This window comes from Natronoarchaeum philippinense (assembly GCF_900215575.1).
Lineage (GTDB): Archaea > Halobacteriota > Halobacteria > Halobacteriales > Natronoarchaeaceae > Natronoarchaeum > Natronoarchaeum philippinense.
The window spans coordinates 1,198,951-1,215,908 of sequence record NZ_OBEJ01000001.1; the positions used below are offsets into that span (position 1 = coordinate 1,198,951).

Sequence of the window (16,958 nt, forward strand, 5' to 3'; positions counted from 1 at the left end):
GCCTCGGCGAGGACAACGGACGCCCAAGCGCGCCGTACACGACAGCGTGCCGAGCGTGCCCCCAAACTCATGCGAGAGACGGCTTCCAGACCCGACCCCGGCGTCGTCGCGCCCCTCGAAGAGACGCTGTTGGCGCGATTCGATCGTCCGCGCGTCGACGACCCCGTCAGGCTCGCCGTGCTGGCCGACGCCCACCTTGCGACGCGAGCCGAGGGGTCGTGGAAAGTGCTCCATCGCACCGAGGCAGCGCTCGAACGCGCGATCGACGATCTCGGGGAGCGATCGCTCGACGGCGTGCTGGTGGCCGGCGACCTCACCAAAGACGGCGAGGCGCGGAACTTCGACCGCTACGAGTCGCTGATCGAACGGGTCGACGCGCCGACGGCGACCGTACCGGGGAACCACGACGTGCCAAAGGCCGGTCTCGACCACTCGGTGATGTCGGTCGAGGCGTTCGCCGACCGCTTTTGCGAGCACGGGCTTCCGGCTCGTCGGTCGTTCGGCGGCGTCGACGTACTCCTACTGAACACTGCGACACACCCCCACGGACGACTGCGCACGAGCGCCGGCGGTGTGGTCGCAGCGTCTCAGCGCGAGTGGCTCGACGACGCGCTCGCCAGCGCCGAGACGCCGATCGTCCTGCAACATCACCCCGTGATGGCGCTCCCCGAGCACGAGCGGTTCTCTAGGAGCCATTTCACGCTGCGGGACGCCGACGCGACACTCGACATACTCGCGGCCCACGAGGTGCCGCTCGTTCTCTCGGGCCATCATCACCTGCCGGCCGTCAACCGCGAGCGCGGCGTCCGGGAGATGATCGCGCCGGCGCTTTGCTCGTTCCCCAGAGGCTACCTGCTCGTCGAGGTCGAGCCCGTCGGAACGACGGTGCGATTCGTCCCCGTCGAGACCCGAGACGCCGCGTTCGACGTGCGCGTCCACGGAGCGGCCGGGAATCAGGTCGGGCGCGCAGTGATGGAGTGGGCAGAACACCGGCTCGCGCGCGCACCGCTCGTCGACGAGCGGACGGAGGAGTAACCGTGCCGCGCGAGGACGCCGATACCACTGGAGACGCCGATTTCGGCGGGGCGTCACGCCGAACGCTACTGCGCTCGCTCGGCGCCGTGAGCGTGGTCGGTGCCGTCGCCGCCGGGCGCTGGATCGGCCCGTGGGATCGCCCGTTCACGCTGGCACGGCCGCCTGCCTCGACGCTGTCGAGTGCGGACGGAGCCGGCCCCGCAGACGACAGCGCAAACGATCAGCCGTTCGATGCCGACGACGCGCTGGCCACCGAGCGCGTCCCGACGCCGACGACCGCACTCCGTCGGCTCGTCGCGGGCAGCGTCGCGGCGGCCGAACTCGACCCGCTCACTGCGCTACTGGCCGAAAAAGCCGGCCTAGGAACCGTCGTGCTGCAGGCGTCCGGCGGCATCCCTGCGGGCGAAGATCCGTGGACTGTCGAGAGCGTGCTCGCGGCCGGGGGCGACGGCATCGACTCGGCGGCTGCGCTGGGAGGTGAAACGGTCGTGCTTGGTGCCCCGCTTCGGGCAGTCGACTCGCTATACCCGATGGCGGCAATCGAGGAGGCAACAGCCGAACCGCCCACGCTGCGCTGGATCGAACGCGGCAGCGCAACGGGCGCGGCGACCGTGGCGGGTGCGCCGGAAGCGACGCCGGTAGTGGGGACGGCCGCCCGGAACGCCGAGCGCGCCGGGCTTTCGATCGTCGCCAGCGCCGGAAAACTTCCTCGGCCCGTGATCGTCGCAGGAAACCCCCTACCAGCCGCCGAGCGCGAACGGTTCGTCGCCGCCGCGTTCGACGCCGCCGACGATCGGCAGGGCTGGTTCGGCACCGTTCGGCGCCGTGACGCCGCAGCGCTCGATGCCGTCGCCGAGCGGGCCGCAGACGCCGGTATCCACCTCGACGCACTGTGAGCTGGGAGCGAGGGAAACAGAGCCACAGCGTGCGGCCGGCCATTTATATCGGATGGGGCGGCGAGCGCCCGTATGCGAACGCACGAAGCGTTCATCTCGGACGACAGGGCCATCGAAGGACTGCCGATCAGACTGGTGATCGCACTGGTCGTCGGCGTCGCCAGCCTGAGCATCATGATGTCGATGCTCGGCGGTATCGGAACCTTAGGAGCGACCGAGTTGGACGCACAGCCCAACGAGGAAGTGATCGACGCCGCCGAGCAGTCCCTCTCGGTGACCGTCGTCGACGAGAGCGGCGAACCGGTCGAAGGGGCGACGATCGTCGTCGACGGCGACTCCGCTCAACTCGACGAAATCGCCACTGGAACATCGGGTGCCGACGGCTCAGCGTCGGTACGGATCGATCCCGAGCTCCGCCAGAATCAGGATCGCGGGACGCTCAAGATCGACATCAAGCCGCCGAGCGGCACGGACTTTCAGGACGAGCGGCAGAACACGGAGGTGCTGGTAGTCGACCGCTAGCTCGTTCCCGGCCGAGCGGGGCTTTCAGCGGTCGTCCCAGTCGATCCAGTCGCGTTGCCAGCCGTGTCGGGACTGGGCCTCGCGACGGGCGTGCTCGCGGTCCTCGCGGGCGGTACGGTTGCGCTCGACGGCGTCGATCTGCTCGCCCTCGACCAGCAGCGGCGCGAACGCGACGCCGCCGAGTTCTTCGGCCCCGCCGTCGGCGTCGAACGCGGTCAGCGTCTGCTCGCTCGCGCCGCGGGGCATCACGAGCCGACCGTCTTCGGCCAGTTGCTCGCGCAGCGCATCGGGAGGCTGGATCGCAGCCGCTTCGAGCAGAATGCGATCGTAGGGTGCGTACTCGGCCAGCCCGTCGGCGCCGTCGCGGCGGTCGACCAGCACCTCGCCGTAGCCGGCCTTTGCGAGGTTGTGCCGCGCCTCCAGCACGAGCGAGCGCGTGATGTCGATCGCGTGGACGTTGCGCGCACCCGCGATTTCGGCGGCGACCGCGGCGGTGTAGCCGACGCCGGCACCGACGATCAGCACCGAATGATCCGGTTCGACGTCGAGGGCTTCGAGCAGTCGAGCGGCGTCGCTCGGCGCGAGGACGCGCGTTCCGAGACGTTGGTGGCTGGTGTCGGCGTACGCGCCGCGGTCGTCCTCGACGAACTCGTGGCGGGGGACCTCCCGCATCGCAATGCTGAGCCGATCGCTGCGCACGACCCGCTTTGCCTCGTGTTCGAGGCTGTCGACCATGTCGTCGCGCAGCACCGCCAGTTCCATGTGTCGATTGTGGGTCCGGACGGTTATCAATCGCGCGCCTGAAAGCGCTGGCCGGGCCGGCGATCGCAAGCAGCGACAGGTCACGGCTCGCCGGGACGATGCCGAGCGGACGAAGAGAAATGAGACGAGTCAGCCGCGCAGCCGAACGAACCGGACGCTGCCGCGGTCTTGGATATCGAACTCGCCGTCCGAGCGCTTCCGGTAGCGACAGAGCGTCTGCCGGCGCGTGCCGATCGGCGCCAGCGCGACGCCGCCCTCGCGCAGTTGCGCGCCGACCGCATCGGGGAGCTCCGGCGCCGCGCAGGTCAGATACGCCGCGTCGTAGGGAGCGTGCTCGGCCCATCCATCGCGGCCGTCGTCGACCCGAATCGAAACGTCGCCATAGCCGAGTTCGGCGAGCGTCTCGCGGGCGCGTTCTGCGAGGGCGGCGCTGTACTCGACGCTGTAGACGTGCTCGGCGCCGACGAGTTCGGCGGTGACGGCGGCGTGGTAGCCACAGCCAGTCCCGATTTCGAGTACGTCGTCGCCCGGCCCAACGTCGAGCAGCTCCGCCATGATGCCGACCATGTGTGGCGCGCTGATCGTCTGGTCGTCGCCGATCGGTAGCGGCCGATCGGCGTAAGCGCTCTCGCGTCGGTTGTCAGGGACAAATAGGTGGCGCGGCACCGCACGGAGCGCGTCGAGCGTCGCAGCGTCGGAGATCTGTCCGCTCTCTGCGAGTCGATCGACCAGTTGCTCGCGTCGGCGCTCGTAGGCAGCGTCCTCGGAATTATCGGTGCCGAACATGGTGCTCGTGGGGCGACAACCCCGATAGCTACCTCACCAAGCCGACCACGCGGTCGACGTCTCGTCGCGGACGTACAGCCGCTTGACGTCCTTGGCGATGGCCGAATCGCCAGAGTGGTCGAGCTTGTCGTGGTTGTAGCCGACGGCGTCGTCGCGGACGTAGATCCCCTCGACGGTGAACTCCTCGCCGCCGAGTTCGTCGACCTCGTCGACGGTGAACTCGTAGTCGCCGGGGACCTGCAGCGTGACGCTCCGGGTCTCCTCGCGGCGGCCGTCCTTGGGGTGGATCGTCGCGTTGACGCCGACGTTGCCCACCGCGCGCGTCCAGATCGTGTCGACATCTTCGGCCGTGGCTTCCTCGACGCGCCCGCCGGTGTCGAGTTCGAGGCTGGTGATCCGGACGGTCATGATCGCTTCCTCGGTGTCGAGGACGAACTCCTCGCCCACCGCGAGCGTCTCGTCGGCCGGCGGCTCGGCCTGTGCGGTAAAGGAATCGCCTTCCTGCGAGACGACCACACTTCGCTGAATCGTGGTGTCCTGTTCGATCGTCGTCTTGTGGACGTGATCGCACTCGGTACATCGAACCGTCGCCTGACCGCCGGGCTTGAGAACCTCGTGGACCGTCTCTACGTCCGGCGAACACGAGGGGCACGTGGCGGCCACGCGCTCTGCTGTCTCTGTCATGTTCGTCGTATAGCGGACGGGAGCGTATAAGGAGTGGGAGTGCGGTCGAAGCGACGCTACTCCAGATATCCGAGTTCGCGCAATCGATCCTTGACTTCGTCTTCTTTCTCGTCGTCGCCGGTCACGCCGCCCTCGGTGACGGCGTCCGCGCCGATAAAGTCGTATCGGTCGGGGGTGCATTCAGCAGGGTCACTGCCCTCCGCAAACACGTCGAGCACGTCGCCAGTCATCGAGGCCGGCAGGCGATAGCCGAGCGCGTGCAGGACCGTCGGCGCCACGTCAGTCAGCGTCGCACCCTCGGTCGAGCCGTCGCGGAACGACGGTCCCCGAGCGAGGAAGATGCCCTCGCGGGCGTGCCCGCTGGTACCGACATCGAACAGCACGTCGTCGGCGTCGAATCGCGAAGAGGCGTGGACTTCCGGCGTTTCGATCACCATACAGAGATCCGGCGTGTGCGGGCCGCCCCTGTCGAGTCGCACGAACCGGGCGTCGAGTCCTTCGCGCTCTGTGGCGTCCCGCAGCGCGGATTCGGCGTCGTCACAGATCCGATCGACTACGTCCGGGTCGTCGGCCAGCGCGTACACCATCGTCGTCTTCTGGCCGACATCAGCGAGCGCACGCGTCTCGGACCAATCGATCCGGCCGGTGCTCAGGGCGTTGTCGAGTCCGAGCGAATCCCCGGTGGGGATGTCGGTCAACGCGCTTTCCGGAATCACCTTCCGAGCGAGCGTTAGCAACCCGGCGCGGCCGAGCACGTCGCTAGCGAGATCACGGGCAGAGCCGAGTGCGGCCTTGGTCGCGTCACCCGAGTCAGTCAGCGAGACGAGGCCGGCGCGCTCGAGAACGACGTTTGCCGCGAACTGCTGTCGAACTTTCTCGAAGCCGTGGTCGCTCATGACGACGAGATCCTCGTCCTCGTGAGCATCGAGCAACTCGCCGAGGCGCTCGTCGACGCGCTCGTACACCTCGAAGACGGGGTTGTCTGTCGTCGCGGGAGGGACGGACTGCTCGCCCCAGTAGTGGTGGGCAACCCGATCGGTCGCCCGGATCAACCCGACCGCGAGATCGGGGTCGTCTTCGGCGATGAAGTGCTCGAAGGCGTCGAACCGCTTGTCGGCCAGTTCGAGACTCAAGTCGACGTAGGCGCGCGAGCCCGGCGGCTCGTCGTTGCGGAGCTTGTAGCCGTCGACGAGATCGTCGAGGTCGTCCCAACGCTCGGGCGGGTGAGCGTACTCGTCTTTGTACTCGGGCGCGGCGGCGATGATGGTGCCGTCGATTGCCTGCCAAGGGTAGGAGCCGGGGATGTTGAACACGACCGACGAGCCGCCTTGGTCGTCAACAACGTCCCAAAGCTTGCCGGGGACGAACTCGTCGTGGCTCAGGTCGTTCTCCAAGGTGTCCCGGTTGAAGTGCGTGAACCCGTACATATCGAGTTCGGTCGGATCGCGGCCGGTGGCGAACGCGGGCCAGGCCGGGACAGTGATTTCGGGAACCGTGCTTTCGAGATCTCCGTGAACGCTCTCGTCGAGCAGTCGTTGGAAGTTCGGCAAACGGCCGGACTCCGCCCACGGCTCGATGAGAGAGAACGTCGCGCCGTCGAGTCCGAGAACGATCATGTGCGGGGTGACGAGGGGTATCGTCTAAAGGAATGCGGTCCGACCGTCCCAGCACGCCGCCGCGAAGCCGTGCTATTCCAGATAGCCCAAGTCCGACAGCCTTCGCGCGACCTCGTCGTCCTCGGTCGCGGTCTGCTCGGTGGCGGCGTACTCGTCGTAGGACGCCGTTTCGGGGGCGTCAACCGCGGGTAAGGCGTCGCCGTCCATCACTTCCGCCGGAGCGATGTCGAGGGCTGCCAGAACGGTCGGCGCAACGTCGAACAAGTGCGCACCGGAGAGATCCGCTTCGGCGTCGACGCCGTCGCCCGACAGCGCGACGACGCCGTCGCGTTTGTGGTTGTACGGCTCCGGATCGCCGAAGGGGTCGCCGACGACCGCGGATAGCGAGTGCTGGAAGTCAGTCGGGACGGCGATAACGTCGACCGCGTCCTCGGCGTAGGGGCCGTGGATGTACGCCTCGCGCGGGACGACTTCCTCGAACACCGGCGTCCCGTCCGGCGCGGTGACGGTCTCTAAGAGCGCGATCAGCTCGTCGCGGACGCGCTCGTACTCGTCGGGATCGACGACGCCGTCGGGGTCGCGCCCCGCGACGTTCAGCCGGACGCCGAGTTCCGAGGGCGACCGCAGGTACGCCTGCGAGGCGGTGAAATCGACGGCCTCGCTGGCCGCGAACACGGCGCCGACGGGGACGTGCTTGCCAACGAACTCGGCGAGGCCGAGCCGTTCGAGCACGGCTTTCCCGCGCTGGTAGGTCAGGCCGACGCCAGCGGCGGCGCCGGCGAGGCGTTCGAGCACCGGCGCGCCGCCGTCGGCCTCATCGCTCTCGGTCAGGCGTTCGTCCTTGATCTGGAACCACGACGGGACGCCGCGACCGTCGGTCGTCGTGTCGAGCCAGCCCTCGTCGCGCAGATGGCGGTTGAGTCGGACCTCGCTGCCGTCGTACTCGCCCATCCCGTGATCGCTGGCGACGACGACGGCGTCGGGATCGCAGGCGTCGAGGATCGCGCCGACCTGTTCGTCGACGGCGCGGTACACCTGCCGGACTTTCTCTTGGTCACCGGGGAAATCGTGAAACACCGCGTCGGTCTTCTGGAACTGCACGAAGCCGAAGTCGGGGTCGAACCGATCGGACAAGTGGCGGAACGCTTCCCCCCGCAAGCGAGTGAGTTCGAGGTACTCTTCGAACTTTTCGTCGCCGGCACGCTCGTCGGTCTCGTTGCGGGCGTACACCCGATACTCGCCGATCGCGTCGCGCACGTCGTTGAGGACGCCGTCGGGATGGCATGTTGGGTCTTCCGAGGCGAGATAGCCCGGAATCACCGCGCCGTCGATCTCAGGGGGCGGGCTCGTCACGGGCGCGTTGACGACGACGCTCGTCAGGCCCGCCTCGTCGGCGTACTCCCAGAGCGTGCGCTGGCGAACGTCGGTGGCGTTGACGATGTCCCAGTCGTACCCCTCGAAGCGCAGGAAGTCGAACACGCCGTGCTTGCCGGGGTTTGCACCGGTGTACAGCGACGGCCAGGCGCTGGCGGTCCACGGCGGGATCTGCGATTCCAGTTCGGCGGCCGCACCGGCCTCGAACAGCGATTCGAGGTGCGGTAGCTCGTCGTCCTCGAAGAGCGGTCGGAGTACCGGGAAACAGGCCGCGTCGAGTCCGACCAAGAGCGTCTGCATACGTCGATCCAGCAGAGCCCGCGATTTAAAGTTGCTTCTCCGCGGGACGGACGCCGAACCGGGGTTTTAACCGCACGGGACGCACCCGGTTCAGCATGAACCCCGACACCGCCGACGTGGCGATGCTCCATCAGGACCCGCATCCTGCCCATCGCGGGTTCGCGGAGGCGGTCGGCGCGGACCTGATCGACTACCACCGTCTGGACCTCGGCCCGCTCGACGGCACGGTTGCAGAAGACGCCGTCTCCGGACTGACCTACCCGGAGTATGACGTGTATCTGGTCGAGGGATCGCGGCCGCTGTACGCCGCGCTGACGCGACGGTTCGCCCGTAGCGGGAAACTCGTCTATCTCGCCGCCGACCACGGCCTGTACGAACTGGGCAGCAGCGACTTCGAGGGCGACTCCACGCTCAAATCGCTGGCCGGTCGGTTCGGTCGGCCGGCCGCCCGCGCGCTCGGCCGCCGCGGCATCGACGGCGTCGTCGCCGTCTCGGACTTCGTCGCCGAGTTTACCCGGCCGTTCGTCGGTCCGGAAACGCCGATCGAGATCGCGCATCCGTTCGTCCAGCCCGAAACCTACGACGCGCTCGGCGGCGTCGAGCCGAATCTGGACGCCAACGTCGCCGTGACGGTCGCCCGCCCGTGGCGTTACAAGGGCGTCGACCTGCTCGTCGAGACTTGGCCGGCAGTCCGAGAGGAACATCCTGACGCCGAGTTGCACGTCGTCGGGAAGGGCCACCCGGAGTCGTACGCCGAAACTCCCGGCGTCCGCGTCAGAGGATTCGTCGAGAATCTCGCCGACGCCTTCGCCCCGGCGTCGCTGTTCGTCCAGCCCTCGCGGGTCGACGCGTTCCCGGTCAGCACGCTCGAAGCCATGCGGGCTGGCGTGCCGCCACTGGTCACGCAGACGGCCGGAACCCGGTCTGAAGCCCGCCAAATCGACGACTCGCTCGTCGTCGGGGCGACCCCGGGCGCGCTGGCCGAAGGGGTCTGCGAGTACTTCGGACGCGGCGCCGATGAGCGCCGCGAGTTCGCCGATCGAGCCCGTGAGCGCGGCGCGCGCTTCGACGCCGACACGCGGACGGCCGCGTTCCGCGAGGCGTTCCGAGCGGTCCTCAAAGCACTTTAGCCGCGCGGGGCCGAGTCGGTAACCATGACAGTGTACGTCGTCGGCCTCGACGGGGCCGACTGGTCTCTCCTGCGGCCGTGGATCGAGGAGGGACGCCTGCCGGCGTTCGCCCGCGTGGTCGAGGAGGGCGTCTCCGGCGACCTAGAGAGCACGCTCCCGCCGGTGACGTTTCCGGCCTGGAAATGCTACTCGACTGGTAAGACGCCGGGCAAGCTCGGCGTCTACGAGTGGTTCGCCTACGACCGGGCGACGAACGAGATCGGCGCGAACGATGCCAGCGACTTCCGGTCGCTGGAGTACTGGGACGTGCTCGCCGACGAGGGGCGTCGCGCCGGCGTCGTCAACATGCCGACGACGCACCCGGCGAGCGCCCGACAGCGGGACGGTGCAGACGGCGGCGAGAGCGAAGACGACGGCGAGGTGTTCCTCGTCGCCGGGAGTCCCGCCAGCGAGCGCAAGGAGCTCACGAAGCCGACCGAACTGAAGGCCGAGCTGCTCGACGCCGTGCCGGAGTACCGCGTCAAGCCCGACCTCGTGCTCGACGAAGCGACGCCGGGCGAACTGGTCGCCGAAGCGACGGCGCTGTTCGAGCAGCGCTTCGACGCCGCGACGTGGTTGGCCGACGAGAAAGACTGCGAGGTCGTCCACACGACGCTGTTTGCGACCGACACGCTCCAGCACCGCCTCTGGGACCGCCCGGAGAAGCTCCGGGACGCCTACGAACGGATCGACGAACTGCTGGGCGACCTGCTCGATCGGGACGACGCCGAAGCGGTCGTCCTCATGAGCGACCACGGCTTCCAGAAGATCGACGAGATTTTTCTCGTCAACCAGTGGCTGCTCGACCGAGGAGACCTAGCGATCGAAGCGTCTGAGACGCGCGACGTGCTGTCGAACGTCGGTCTCACCGAAGAACGACTCAAGCGCGTCGTCGACAGGCTGGGACTGGTCAACCTCGCCCAGTCGCTCGTCCCGGAGTCCGTCCAGCGGCTGTTCCCCAGCGAGAGCGGCCGAGTAGCGATACAGGACGCCGACATCGACTGGGATCGGACCAAGGCCGTCTCGCTCGGTCGCGGGCCGATCTACCTGAACCGCGACGCGTTCGGGAGCGACGACGAGGCCGACCGGTACGCCGAGGAGATCGCCGCCGACCTCGAAGCGCTGGAGACGCCCGCCGGCGAGCCGGTGGCGGCCGCCGTCCACGATCCTACCGACGTATACACCGGGGAGATGCCAGACGGCCCGGACCTGCTCGTTGAGTACGGCCCCGGTGTCGACGCCCCGGAAGCCATCGGCGGCGACGTGTTCGGGGAGACGACCGAGTGGCTGGCGACACACCGGCGCTCGGGCGTGTTCGCGGCGTGGGGCGAGGAGATCGCCGAGGGTGACGCCGACCTGCAACTGTACGACCTCGCGCCGACGCTACTCCACTATCTCGACACGCCGGTTCCCGAGGATGCCGACGGCGACGTGCGCGTGGACGTGCTGACCGGCGGGCCCGCAGAGCGAGACGTTCTGGACGGGCCGCCGTCGAGTGTCGACGAGGGGGGTCGCGGCGCCGGGCGCGAAGTAGAGGAGACACTGCGGGAGCTGGGCTATATGGAGTGAAGCGACCCCACCGGTAGGTTTTACTCGCTTCGATGGGCCTATCTGAGCAAATGGGTTCGGAACGATATCTCGGGTACAGCGGATGTTTCACCGGCGTCGTCCAAGCGTACCAAGAGACCGCAAGCCGTCCGGTGAGCGCATAGATGCATCTCATCGGCTACTTTCCGGGATCGGATTTTGCCTCAGATTCCCAGTACGGTCGACAGGTACACGTCTACAAGTTCATCCAGACGGCATTGACGATGGACGAGGTCACGTGCGAGTTCTTCGTCGGCGACGACGGCGGGCAGTTCCCCGGAGACAACGTGCGCTCGGTTATGACGACTGGCTCATTTCCGGCGCGGCTCTATCACGAACTGCGGCGCACGCTCGCGCTCGTACGAACGATCCGGGCTACCGACGAGACGACCGTGCTATACACCCGTGAATCGCCGCATTTCGCGCCCATTGTGGCCGCCGAACTCACCGCCGCAAAACTCGTCGTGGAGTCGAACGGCGTCCCGAGAAACGTCCGCGAGAACGTCGACTCGGACCTTCAGTATCTAACGCTGACGGGCGTCCGGCGGGCGAAGTGGCGCCGTGCCGATCACGTGATCGCGGTTTCCGAGAGCGTCGCTGACTATCTCCGGGAGAATCACGGTGTCGAAGCGATCACTGTCGTCGAAAACGGCGTCGACACCGACCTGTTCGATTGCCGTACCGAAGTGGCCTCGTCGCCACCGTACACGATCTGTTACGTAGGGGGACTCCAGCCGTGGCAGAACATCGAACTCATGCTGCAGACGATCTCGAGGATGGACATCGACGCGGAACTGCTCATCGTCGGCGGAGACGAAGATCGACAGACGTACCTCCAGTCGATCGCCGCGGACGAAGGGATCTCTGATCGAGTGACGTTCGTCGGACGCGTTCCGCACGAAGATGTCCCGGAGTACATCAACAGGTCGGATCTCTGTTTCGGACCGTTCGCCGAGGAGCGCCCGGCGTCGCCGTTGAAAATGTACGAGTATCTCGCATGCGGGCGGGAAGTCGCACTTGTCAACGATGATGGACTTGAATTTCTCGACGACTATCCGGGGGTTCATCGGTTCGGGTTCGACGATCCGGATGTGCTGGCAGCACAGATCGACGACGTTCTCTCAGCGGTCGCAACCAACGACGCAGGGACCGAAAAGGTTCAACGAGACCGATCGTGGCGAGCCGTAACGGAAACCGTGATATCGGTGTGTCAGACAGTCAGCACAGACGCGAATTAGAGGTACCCCATCTGACGGAGATTCGCTTCGACATCACTGCTGATCTCGTCGTCAGTTTGCGTCGTGATCTGAGAGAGTGACGCCTCGTGGTATAGGAGTGACTTTTTGAGTTCATCATCGTCTGCAGATGGTCCGTCGAACTCGTCGTCATCGGGGTACCACACCACCTTCTTTTCGGAGGATTTCCACATGGCGTACTGTCGTGCCGGTGGCAGGGCGTTAACGTCGAATAAACAGAATATCACGATCGCAGTCAGACACAGTAGGATGAATACGTTCCTGTGAGAACGACACTTTACGAGATGTCATGCCGTACATCCTGCAGAAGTGATCGGACGGTAGTGCGGAATAGATTACTGATAGCCCCCAACGTGACGAAGTAGACACCGGCCCCGATAGCCAGAAGCGCCAGCAGAGGCACCCACGAATCGACGACAATCTGCTGATGGGCGAGTTCGACGACGCCGAACATCACAACGCCTGCGCCAAACTGTTCAAACAGCGGTCGGGGGAGGAGAGTCGCAGATGTTTCGCTCCGAACGACGAAGAAAAAGACGCCGTAGCGGAAGACTTCCGCGAGGATGGTCGCCACGACGACGCCGATCGGTCCGTACTCCAGCGTCGCCGGGACGCCCACGGCGACGTTGATCACGAGTGCGACAGCGGACCCGCGGAGGACGATATTAGGCATTTCCAGACCGTTGAGAACGTCGCCAAGCAGTGCCGACTGCGTTCGAACGATGGTGAACAGTGCGAGACCCACTAACAACTCCGTCGCAGCGATGTATTCTGCGCTGTAGGCGGTGACGATCAGCGGCTCCGGAATTGCGAGAGCACCGAAGAACATCGGAACGGCGATGATACTGCCAAAGGCCGCAGTGTTCGTTACGTCCGCATCGATGCCTTGGCCTTTGCTATCGCGGTTGCTAACCTTGGCCAACAGGCCCGACGATGCAATGACAGTCACGAACGTACCGGGAATCGTGAGCCGATAGGCGACCTGATAGTAGCCGACAACCGAAGGAGTGAGCAAAAACCCGAGTAGCAACGGATCGAGCTCGTCGTACGCTCGGCCGACGAGACGACTCCCGATACTGTAGCGGGCGAACTTCCACACCGACGTGAGCGTCTCCCAACCGGGGGCCGACGGCGACGTGCGCAGATAGTATAACGTGATCGGAACGCACAGCAGTGTCGCTATCGAGAGTCCAAACACCATCCCGGCGGCTCCGAACCCGAGCAAAACCAGCGCCAACTGGAGAGGGAAGGTAAACACCGACCGTAGCGTGTCGATCCAGACAGGCGCACTCACTTTTCCACGCCCCGCCACCAGCTCTTGGGTGGGCGCAAACGTCAGTATCGACCCGAATAGGATGACGAACAGTGCAGCGGAATGGGAAACTCCAGTGTACGACTCGATTGGATCCGCTAACAGGAATACCACAATCGCGGCGGTGCTGAAAATGGCCACGTTGAAGACCAGTTGTGCACCGAAGATCTCTGAGCGATTCGCGTTCAGTTCTGCGAATCGCTTTTTCGTTGCGACGGCGATGCCCATGATCGGACGGTTCGCCAGCATGACGAGCGAGAGCAAGAGGTAGAACCCACCGAAAGAACGAGGACCGAGAGCACGTGCGAAGAGAATCGTTCCGACGAAGCCGAGCACGGCTTGCAGCAACTTGCCCCCAAAGCCCTTGAGAACTTCGAGGCCGAGCTTCATATCGCCGGGGCCGGAATCAGCCATCCTGTATCAACCTCCGATCATTCGCGGAGCGCTCGTACGAACGAGTGTCCGCCTTCACGCGTCCCCAACCGCTCGACGGTAAACCCGAGTGACCGAAGCGCGTCGAACACGTCCTCCTCGTCGATGTGCTGGGGATGAACCTCGCAGTAGACTACTCGGGCATCCGCGAGTGCGGTCGATAGCCCTTCGATGACCTGTAGTTCGGCACCTTCGACGTCGATTTTCACCACGTCAGGGGATGGGAGGTCGTCGCGGTCGATCAAACTGTCGCCCGGTATCACATCGACGGTCCACGAAGTTACCTCTGCCTCTGTTTCCAGAATCGAGAACTCACCGGATCCGATATCGGAAGAGGTCTCTTCGGGCAGAACGAGTTGCGATGTCCCGCGGTGATCGCTGAGAGCTAGCTGGTACGTCGTCGCGGAGACGCCGTTGCGGTCCAAGTTATCCTCGAGCCTGCGGGCCGTCTCGGGATGCGGTTCGAACGCGACGACGTTTCCGGCCACCTGCCCTGCGAAGCAACTATGTGTTCCAACGTTGGCTCCGATATCGTAGAACGTGTCGTCGGAAGAGAGCTGAGAAATCATATCCGAAATAATCGGCTCTTCGCCGGTAAAAGACTGGAACCGTCGAAACTCACGGAACGTTTCGGGAACGAACTCCGCCTCGACGCCGTCGATCGATCGGCGCTGGCGGGCGGACGCAAACGAGTAGCGAAGGCGGTTGAGCCACCAGCCAAGGTCGACGGAGGACGGGAGCAGATGCGGCACAGACACGTGTCCGCCGAGACAGCAAATAAATCCCCTGTTTCGGGGCGGTGTACATCCCACGGGACGAAACGACAGGGGTGGTTATATGTGCAGGAGGCAACGTAGAATCGAACGAGAAGCCGCGTCACGGCAGATAGCAGACGGGCTGCGAACACCATAGATGACAGTATCCGAGTGGATCACAGACACGGCAGGTCGAATACGGAACGACCCAATTAGAGGCACAGCCGACAGCGTATACGAACTATATCTCGGCGGACTTCGCCGGGCGAACACGTTATATACAGGCGGAGAGAGCGTCTACAACCGCGACTGGGATGTACTCATCCTTCTCGATGCTTGCCGCGTCGATTTGCTCGAAGAAGTCGCAGCCGACTATCCGTTTCTCGGCGAGGCAGATACGCTGACCTCCGCCGGAAGCTCTTCGATCGAGTGGATGGAGCAGACGTTCGACGAGGAGTACGCCGAGGAGATGCAGACGACAGCCTACGTCACTGGAAACCCGTTCAGCAAGCGCGTCCTCGGCAACGGTGACGTACTCGCACTCGACGAAGTCTGGCGCTACGGCTGGGACGATGAGGCGGGGACGATCCCGGCGCGGAACGTCACCGATCGAGCGATCGCTGCCGGACGAGAGTACGACTACGAACGGCTGATCGTCCACTACATGCAGCCACACTTTCCCTCGGTTCCTGATCCACTCACCGACGGAATGAACACCGAGACGCTCGGTGACGGCGAAGGGTGGGACTCGCCGTGGCACCGACTCCGGCGAGGCGAGATCGACCGTGATCGGCTCTGGGAGTCGTATCGAAGCAATCTCAGATACGTTCTCGAAGACGTGGATGTGTTGTTGCGAAATCTCGACGCCGAGCGCGTCGTTATCAGCGCGGATCACGGCAACGCCGCGGGCGAGTGGGGCGTGTACGGCCATCCGAAAGTGCCGCTCACGCCGATCAGGGAAGTCCCGTGGTACGAGACGACGGCAACCGATACCGGGGAGCGCGATCCGGAGATAGAACCCGACACCGAGCGCGGAGATATAGAGGGAAAACTCGGGGCACTGGGCTACCTGTAGCTACTCCATGTAGCCGAGATCCTTGAGGTGTTCTTCGACGATTTCGGCGTCTTCCTCGATCCCAGCCAAGCCGCCCTCACGCAGCCGCTGCATCCGCTCTTGGTGGTCGTCGAGAGCACTGGACAGTTCGTCGTACTCCGGCGGCTGGTCTGCACTGCGATCGTCTTCGGCGCGTTCCTCGGGCGTCTCACTGATGTCGAAACAGAACTCACCGTCCTCGGCGTGACGGAGCAGCTTCCAGCCGTCCGACCGCCGCGCGTAGCAGCGCCCGTAGTCGACCTGCCGGCCGACATCGCCGAACGCGTACTCCCGCGCGTCGACATCGCCGTCGACGAGTTCGAGCGCCGATTCACCGGTCCAGTCCGCAAACGGTTCGACGCCAGCCGCGTCGGCGATCGTCGGCGCCACGTCGAGGAGTCGGATCTGTCTGTCGACGGTATCGGCGTCGCGGCCGGGCACGTGCAGCGCGAATGGAACGTGGACCACGCCTTCCCAGAACTCGGGAGGATGGCCCGCGTGTCCGTGTTCGCCGATAAGTTCGCCGTGGTCGGCCGTGAACAGGACGATCGTCTCGTCGAAGAGGTTCCGCTCACGGAGCGCGCCAAGCAGCGCGTCGAACTGGTCGTCGGCGTAAGCGCATTCAGCGTCGTACAGTCCTCGGATCAGTTCCCACTCGCGGTCGGACAGTTCCTCGGGGTGGTGTGTGCCCTTCCGAGCGAGGCCGCGACAGCGCGCGAGCGACAGCGGTTCGTCGAGGAACTGGCGCTGGTACTCCTCGGGCGCCTCGTAGGGGTGGTGAACGTCCATGTAGTGGAGCCAAGTGAACCACTCGCCGGACTGATCGTCGATCCAGTCGAGCGCGCGCTCGTTGAGCGACGCGGCGCGCTCGTACTCGCTTTCCTGTCCGGTCGCACTCGCAAACAGCGCGTCGGCGCGGTTGTACACCGTCTCGATCGTCCTGAACAGCGGACCGTCCTTGTCGAGATTCGACTGGACGAACTGCTTGAGCCGGCCGGCTTCGGCCGTCCCGCTGGCGTCGTACATCTCTTCGAACCCGCGATCGTAGTGGTACGAGCCGCTGGCGAAGTGGTTGTCAGTGTACCCGGCGGTTGCGTAATCCGTACCCTGAAGCTGCTCGGCCAGCGTCCGGATGCCGTCGTCGGAACCGGCTTCGGGGATACCGAGGCCTTCGATGCTCGCAAAGTGCCTGCTCGCGTGGATCGAGGGAAACGAGGCGGGCGTCGAGGGGCCGTTGGCGACGCAGTCGGTGAACTCGATGGCGCCGTCGGCGAACGACCGCGCGGCGGGCATCACGCGGTCGGTCACCCGATCGGCCCGCAGCGAGTCCACGGTCACGAGAACGACGTTCATACTGGGTCACTGGCCCGGCGGCGTAA

The 16,958-nt window shown here is 65.4% G+C and carries 16 protein-coding genes; 7 read left to right on the top strand and 9 right to left on the bottom strand.

All coding sequences use genetic code 11. The annotated features are described in order from the left end of the window. The first annotated feature begins 69 nt into the window (after nucleotides 1–69). The 3 genes from CRO01_RS06135 (at nucleotide 70) to CRO01_RS06145 (ending at nucleotide 2,453) form a co-directional block, all read left to right on the top strand. Complete coding sequence (locus CRO01_RS06135; protein WP_097008194.1) at nucleotides 70–1,035, top strand: metallophosphoesterase family protein; 966 nt, start codon at nucleotides 70–72, stop codon at nucleotides 1,033–1,035. 2 nt (nucleotides 1,036–1,037) lie between these two features. Then, nucleotides 1,038–1,931, top strand: a complete 894-nt coding sequence (locus CRO01_RS06140) for a PhnD/SsuA/transferrin family substrate-binding protein (protein ID WP_097008195.1) — start codon at nucleotides 1,038–1,040, stop codon at nucleotides 1,929–1,931. Between the two features lie 72 nt (nucleotides 1,932–2,003). Then, nucleotides 2,004–2,453, top strand: a complete 450-nt coding sequence (locus CRO01_RS06145) for a DUF7382 domain-containing protein (RefSeq protein WP_097008196.1) — start codon at nucleotides 2,004–2,006, stop codon at nucleotides 2,451–2,453. 24 nt (nucleotides 2,454–2,477) lie between these two features. Here CRO01_RS06145 and CRO01_RS06150 read toward each other — a convergent pair whose 3' ends face one another. From CRO01_RS06150 to CRO01_RS06170, 5 genes are all read right to left on the bottom strand, one after another. Next, nucleotides 2,478–3,215, bottom strand: a complete 738-nt coding sequence (locus tag CRO01_RS06150; protein WP_097008197.1) for a protein-L-isoaspartate O-methyltransferase family protein — start codon at nucleotides 3,213–3,215, stop codon at nucleotides 2,478–2,480. A 129-nt stretch (nucleotides 3,216–3,344) separates the two neighbouring features. Further along, complete coding sequence (locus CRO01_RS06155; protein WP_097008198.1) at nucleotides 3,345–4,001, bottom strand: protein-L-isoaspartate(D-aspartate) O-methyltransferase; 657 nt, start codon at nucleotides 3,999–4,001, stop codon at nucleotides 3,345–3,347. Nucleotides 4,002–4,034: 33 nt separating this feature from the next. Continuing rightward, nucleotides 4,035–4,685, bottom strand: coding sequence for an HVO_0476 family zinc finger protein (locus CRO01_RS06160; protein ID WP_097008199.1), 651 nt, complete (start codon nucleotides 4,683–4,685; stop codon nucleotides 4,035–4,037). Between the two features lie 56 nt (nucleotides 4,686–4,741). Then, nucleotides 4,742–6,301, bottom strand: coding sequence for an alkaline phosphatase family protein (locus tag CRO01_RS06165; RefSeq protein ID WP_097008200.1), 1,560 nt, complete (start codon nucleotides 6,299–6,301; stop codon nucleotides 4,742–4,744). 72 nt (nucleotides 6,302–6,373) lie between these two features. After that, nucleotides 6,374–7,975, bottom strand: a complete 1,602-nt coding sequence (locus CRO01_RS06170) for an alkaline phosphatase family protein (protein WP_097008201.1) — start codon at nucleotides 7,973–7,975, stop codon at nucleotides 6,374–6,376. Nucleotides 7,976–8,070: 95 nt separating this feature from the next. On the opposite strand from CRO01_RS06170, the gene CRO01_RS06175 reads away from it, so the two are divergent. The 3 genes from CRO01_RS06175 (at nucleotide 8,071) to CRO01_RS06185 (ending at nucleotide 11,969) form a co-directional block, all read left to right on the top strand. Then, nucleotides 8,071–9,105: a glycosyltransferase family 4 protein gene (locus tag CRO01_RS06175; RefSeq protein ID WP_097008202.1), complete on the top strand. Its 1,035-nt coding sequence runs from the start codon at nucleotides 8,071–8,073 to the stop codon at nucleotides 9,103–9,105. Nucleotides 9,106–9,129: 24 nt separating this feature from the next. Beyond that, nucleotides 9,130–10,713 carry an alkaline phosphatase family protein gene (locus CRO01_RS06180; RefSeq protein ID WP_097008203.1) on the top strand — a complete coding sequence of 528 codons (1,584 nt, stop codon included), beginning with the start codon at nucleotides 9,130–9,132 and terminating at the stop codon, nucleotides 10,711–10,713. 143 nt (nucleotides 10,714–10,856) lie between these two features. Then, on the top strand, nucleotides 10,857–11,969 hold the full coding sequence (locus CRO01_RS06185) for a glycosyltransferase family 4 protein (RefSeq protein WP_097008204.1): 1,113 nt from the start codon (nucleotides 10,857–10,859) through the stop codon (nucleotides 11,967–11,969). On the opposite strand, the gene CRO01_RS06190 is transcribed toward CRO01_RS06185, so the two are convergent. From CRO01_RS06190 to CRO01_RS06200, 3 genes are all read right to left on the bottom strand, one after another. Then, nucleotides 11,966–12,160: a hypothetical protein gene (locus CRO01_RS06190; protein WP_097008205.1), complete on the bottom strand. Its 195-nt coding sequence runs from the start codon at nucleotides 12,158–12,160 to the stop codon at nucleotides 11,966–11,968. The genes CRO01_RS06185 and CRO01_RS06190 overlap by 4 nt on opposite strands. A 104-nt stretch (nucleotides 12,161–12,264) precedes the next feature. Beyond that, nucleotides 12,265–13,713, bottom strand: coding sequence for a lipopolysaccharide biosynthesis protein (locus CRO01_RS06195; protein WP_097008206.1), 1,449 nt, complete (start codon nucleotides 13,711–13,713; stop codon nucleotides 12,265–12,267). A gap of 17 nt (nucleotides 13,714–13,730) precedes the next feature. Then, the gene (locus CRO01_RS06200; protein ID WP_097008207.1) at nucleotides 13,731–14,483 is read right to left on the bottom strand and encodes an FkbM family methyltransferase; all 753 of its coding nucleotides are present in this window, start codon (nucleotides 14,481–14,483) and stop codon (nucleotides 13,731–13,733) included. 352 nt (nucleotides 14,484–14,835) lie between these two features. On the opposite strand from CRO01_RS06200, the gene CRO01_RS06205 reads away from it, so the two are divergent. Further along, entirely contained in the window at nucleotides 14,836–15,561 is a 726-nt protein-coding gene (locus CRO01_RS06205) for a hypothetical protein (RefSeq protein WP_245838506.1), read from the top strand. Here CRO01_RS06205 and CRO01_RS06210 read toward each other — a convergent pair whose 3' ends face one another. Further along, nucleotides 15,562–16,932, bottom strand: coding sequence for a sulfatase-like hydrolase/transferase (locus CRO01_RS06210; protein WP_097008209.1), 1,371 nt, complete (start codon nucleotides 16,930–16,932; stop codon nucleotides 15,562–15,564). Nucleotides 16,933–16,958 lie beyond the last annotated feature (26 nt).

What these genes read in the sequence shown, in the direction of transcription:
- CRO01_RS06180 (WP_097008203.1), top strand. Translation starts at nt 9,130, where the DNA reads ATGACAGTGTACGTCGTCGGCCTCGACGGGGCCGACTGGTCTCTCCTG.
- CRO01_RS06155 (WP_097008198.1), bottom strand. Translation starts at nt 4,001, where the DNA reads ATGTTCGGCACCGATAATTCCGAGGACGCTGCCTACGAGCGCCGACGC.
- CRO01_RS06150 (WP_097008197.1), bottom strand. Translation starts at nt 3,215, where the DNA reads ATGGAACTGGCGGTGCTGCGCGACGACATGGTCGACAGCCTCGAACAC.
- CRO01_RS06210 (WP_097008209.1), bottom strand. Translation starts at nt 16,932, where the DNA reads ATGAACGTCGTTCTCGTGACCGTGGACTCGCTGCGGGCCGATCGGGTG.
- CRO01_RS06175 (WP_097008202.1), top strand. Translation starts at nt 8,071, where the DNA reads ATGAACCCCGACACCGCCGACGTGGCGATGCTCCATCAGGACCCGCAT.
- CRO01_RS06145 (WP_097008196.1), top strand. Translation starts at nt 2,004, where the DNA reads ATGCGAACGCACGAAGCGTTCATCTCGGACGACAGGGCCATCGAAGGA.
- CRO01_RS06170 (WP_097008201.1), bottom strand. Translation starts at nt 7,975, where the DNA reads ATGCAGACGCTCTTGGTCGGACTCGACGCGGCCTGTTTCCCGGTACTC.
- CRO01_RS06185 (WP_097008204.1), top strand. Translation starts at nt 10,857, where the DNA reads ATGCATCTCATCGGCTACTTTCCGGGATCGGATTTTGCCTCAGATTCC.
- CRO01_RS06160 (WP_097008199.1), bottom strand. Translation starts at nt 4,685, where the DNA reads ATGACAGAGACAGCAGAGCGCGTGGCCGCCACGTGCCCCTCGTGTTCG.
- CRO01_RS06190 (WP_097008205.1), bottom strand. Translation starts at nt 12,160, where the DNA reads ATGTGGAAATCCTCCGAAAAGAAGGTGGTGTGGTACCCCGATGACGAC.
- CRO01_RS06165 (WP_097008200.1), bottom strand. Translation starts at nt 6,301, where the DNA reads ATGATCGTTCTCGGACTCGACGGCGCGACGTTCTCTCTCATCGAGCCG.
- CRO01_RS06135 (WP_097008194.1), top strand. Translation starts at nt 70, where the DNA reads ATGCGAGAGACGGCTTCCAGACCCGACCCCGGCGTCGTCGCGCCCCTC.
- CRO01_RS06195 (WP_097008206.1), bottom strand. Translation starts at nt 13,713, where the DNA reads ATGGCTGATTCCGGCCCCGGCGATATGAAGCTCGGCCTCGAAGTTCTC.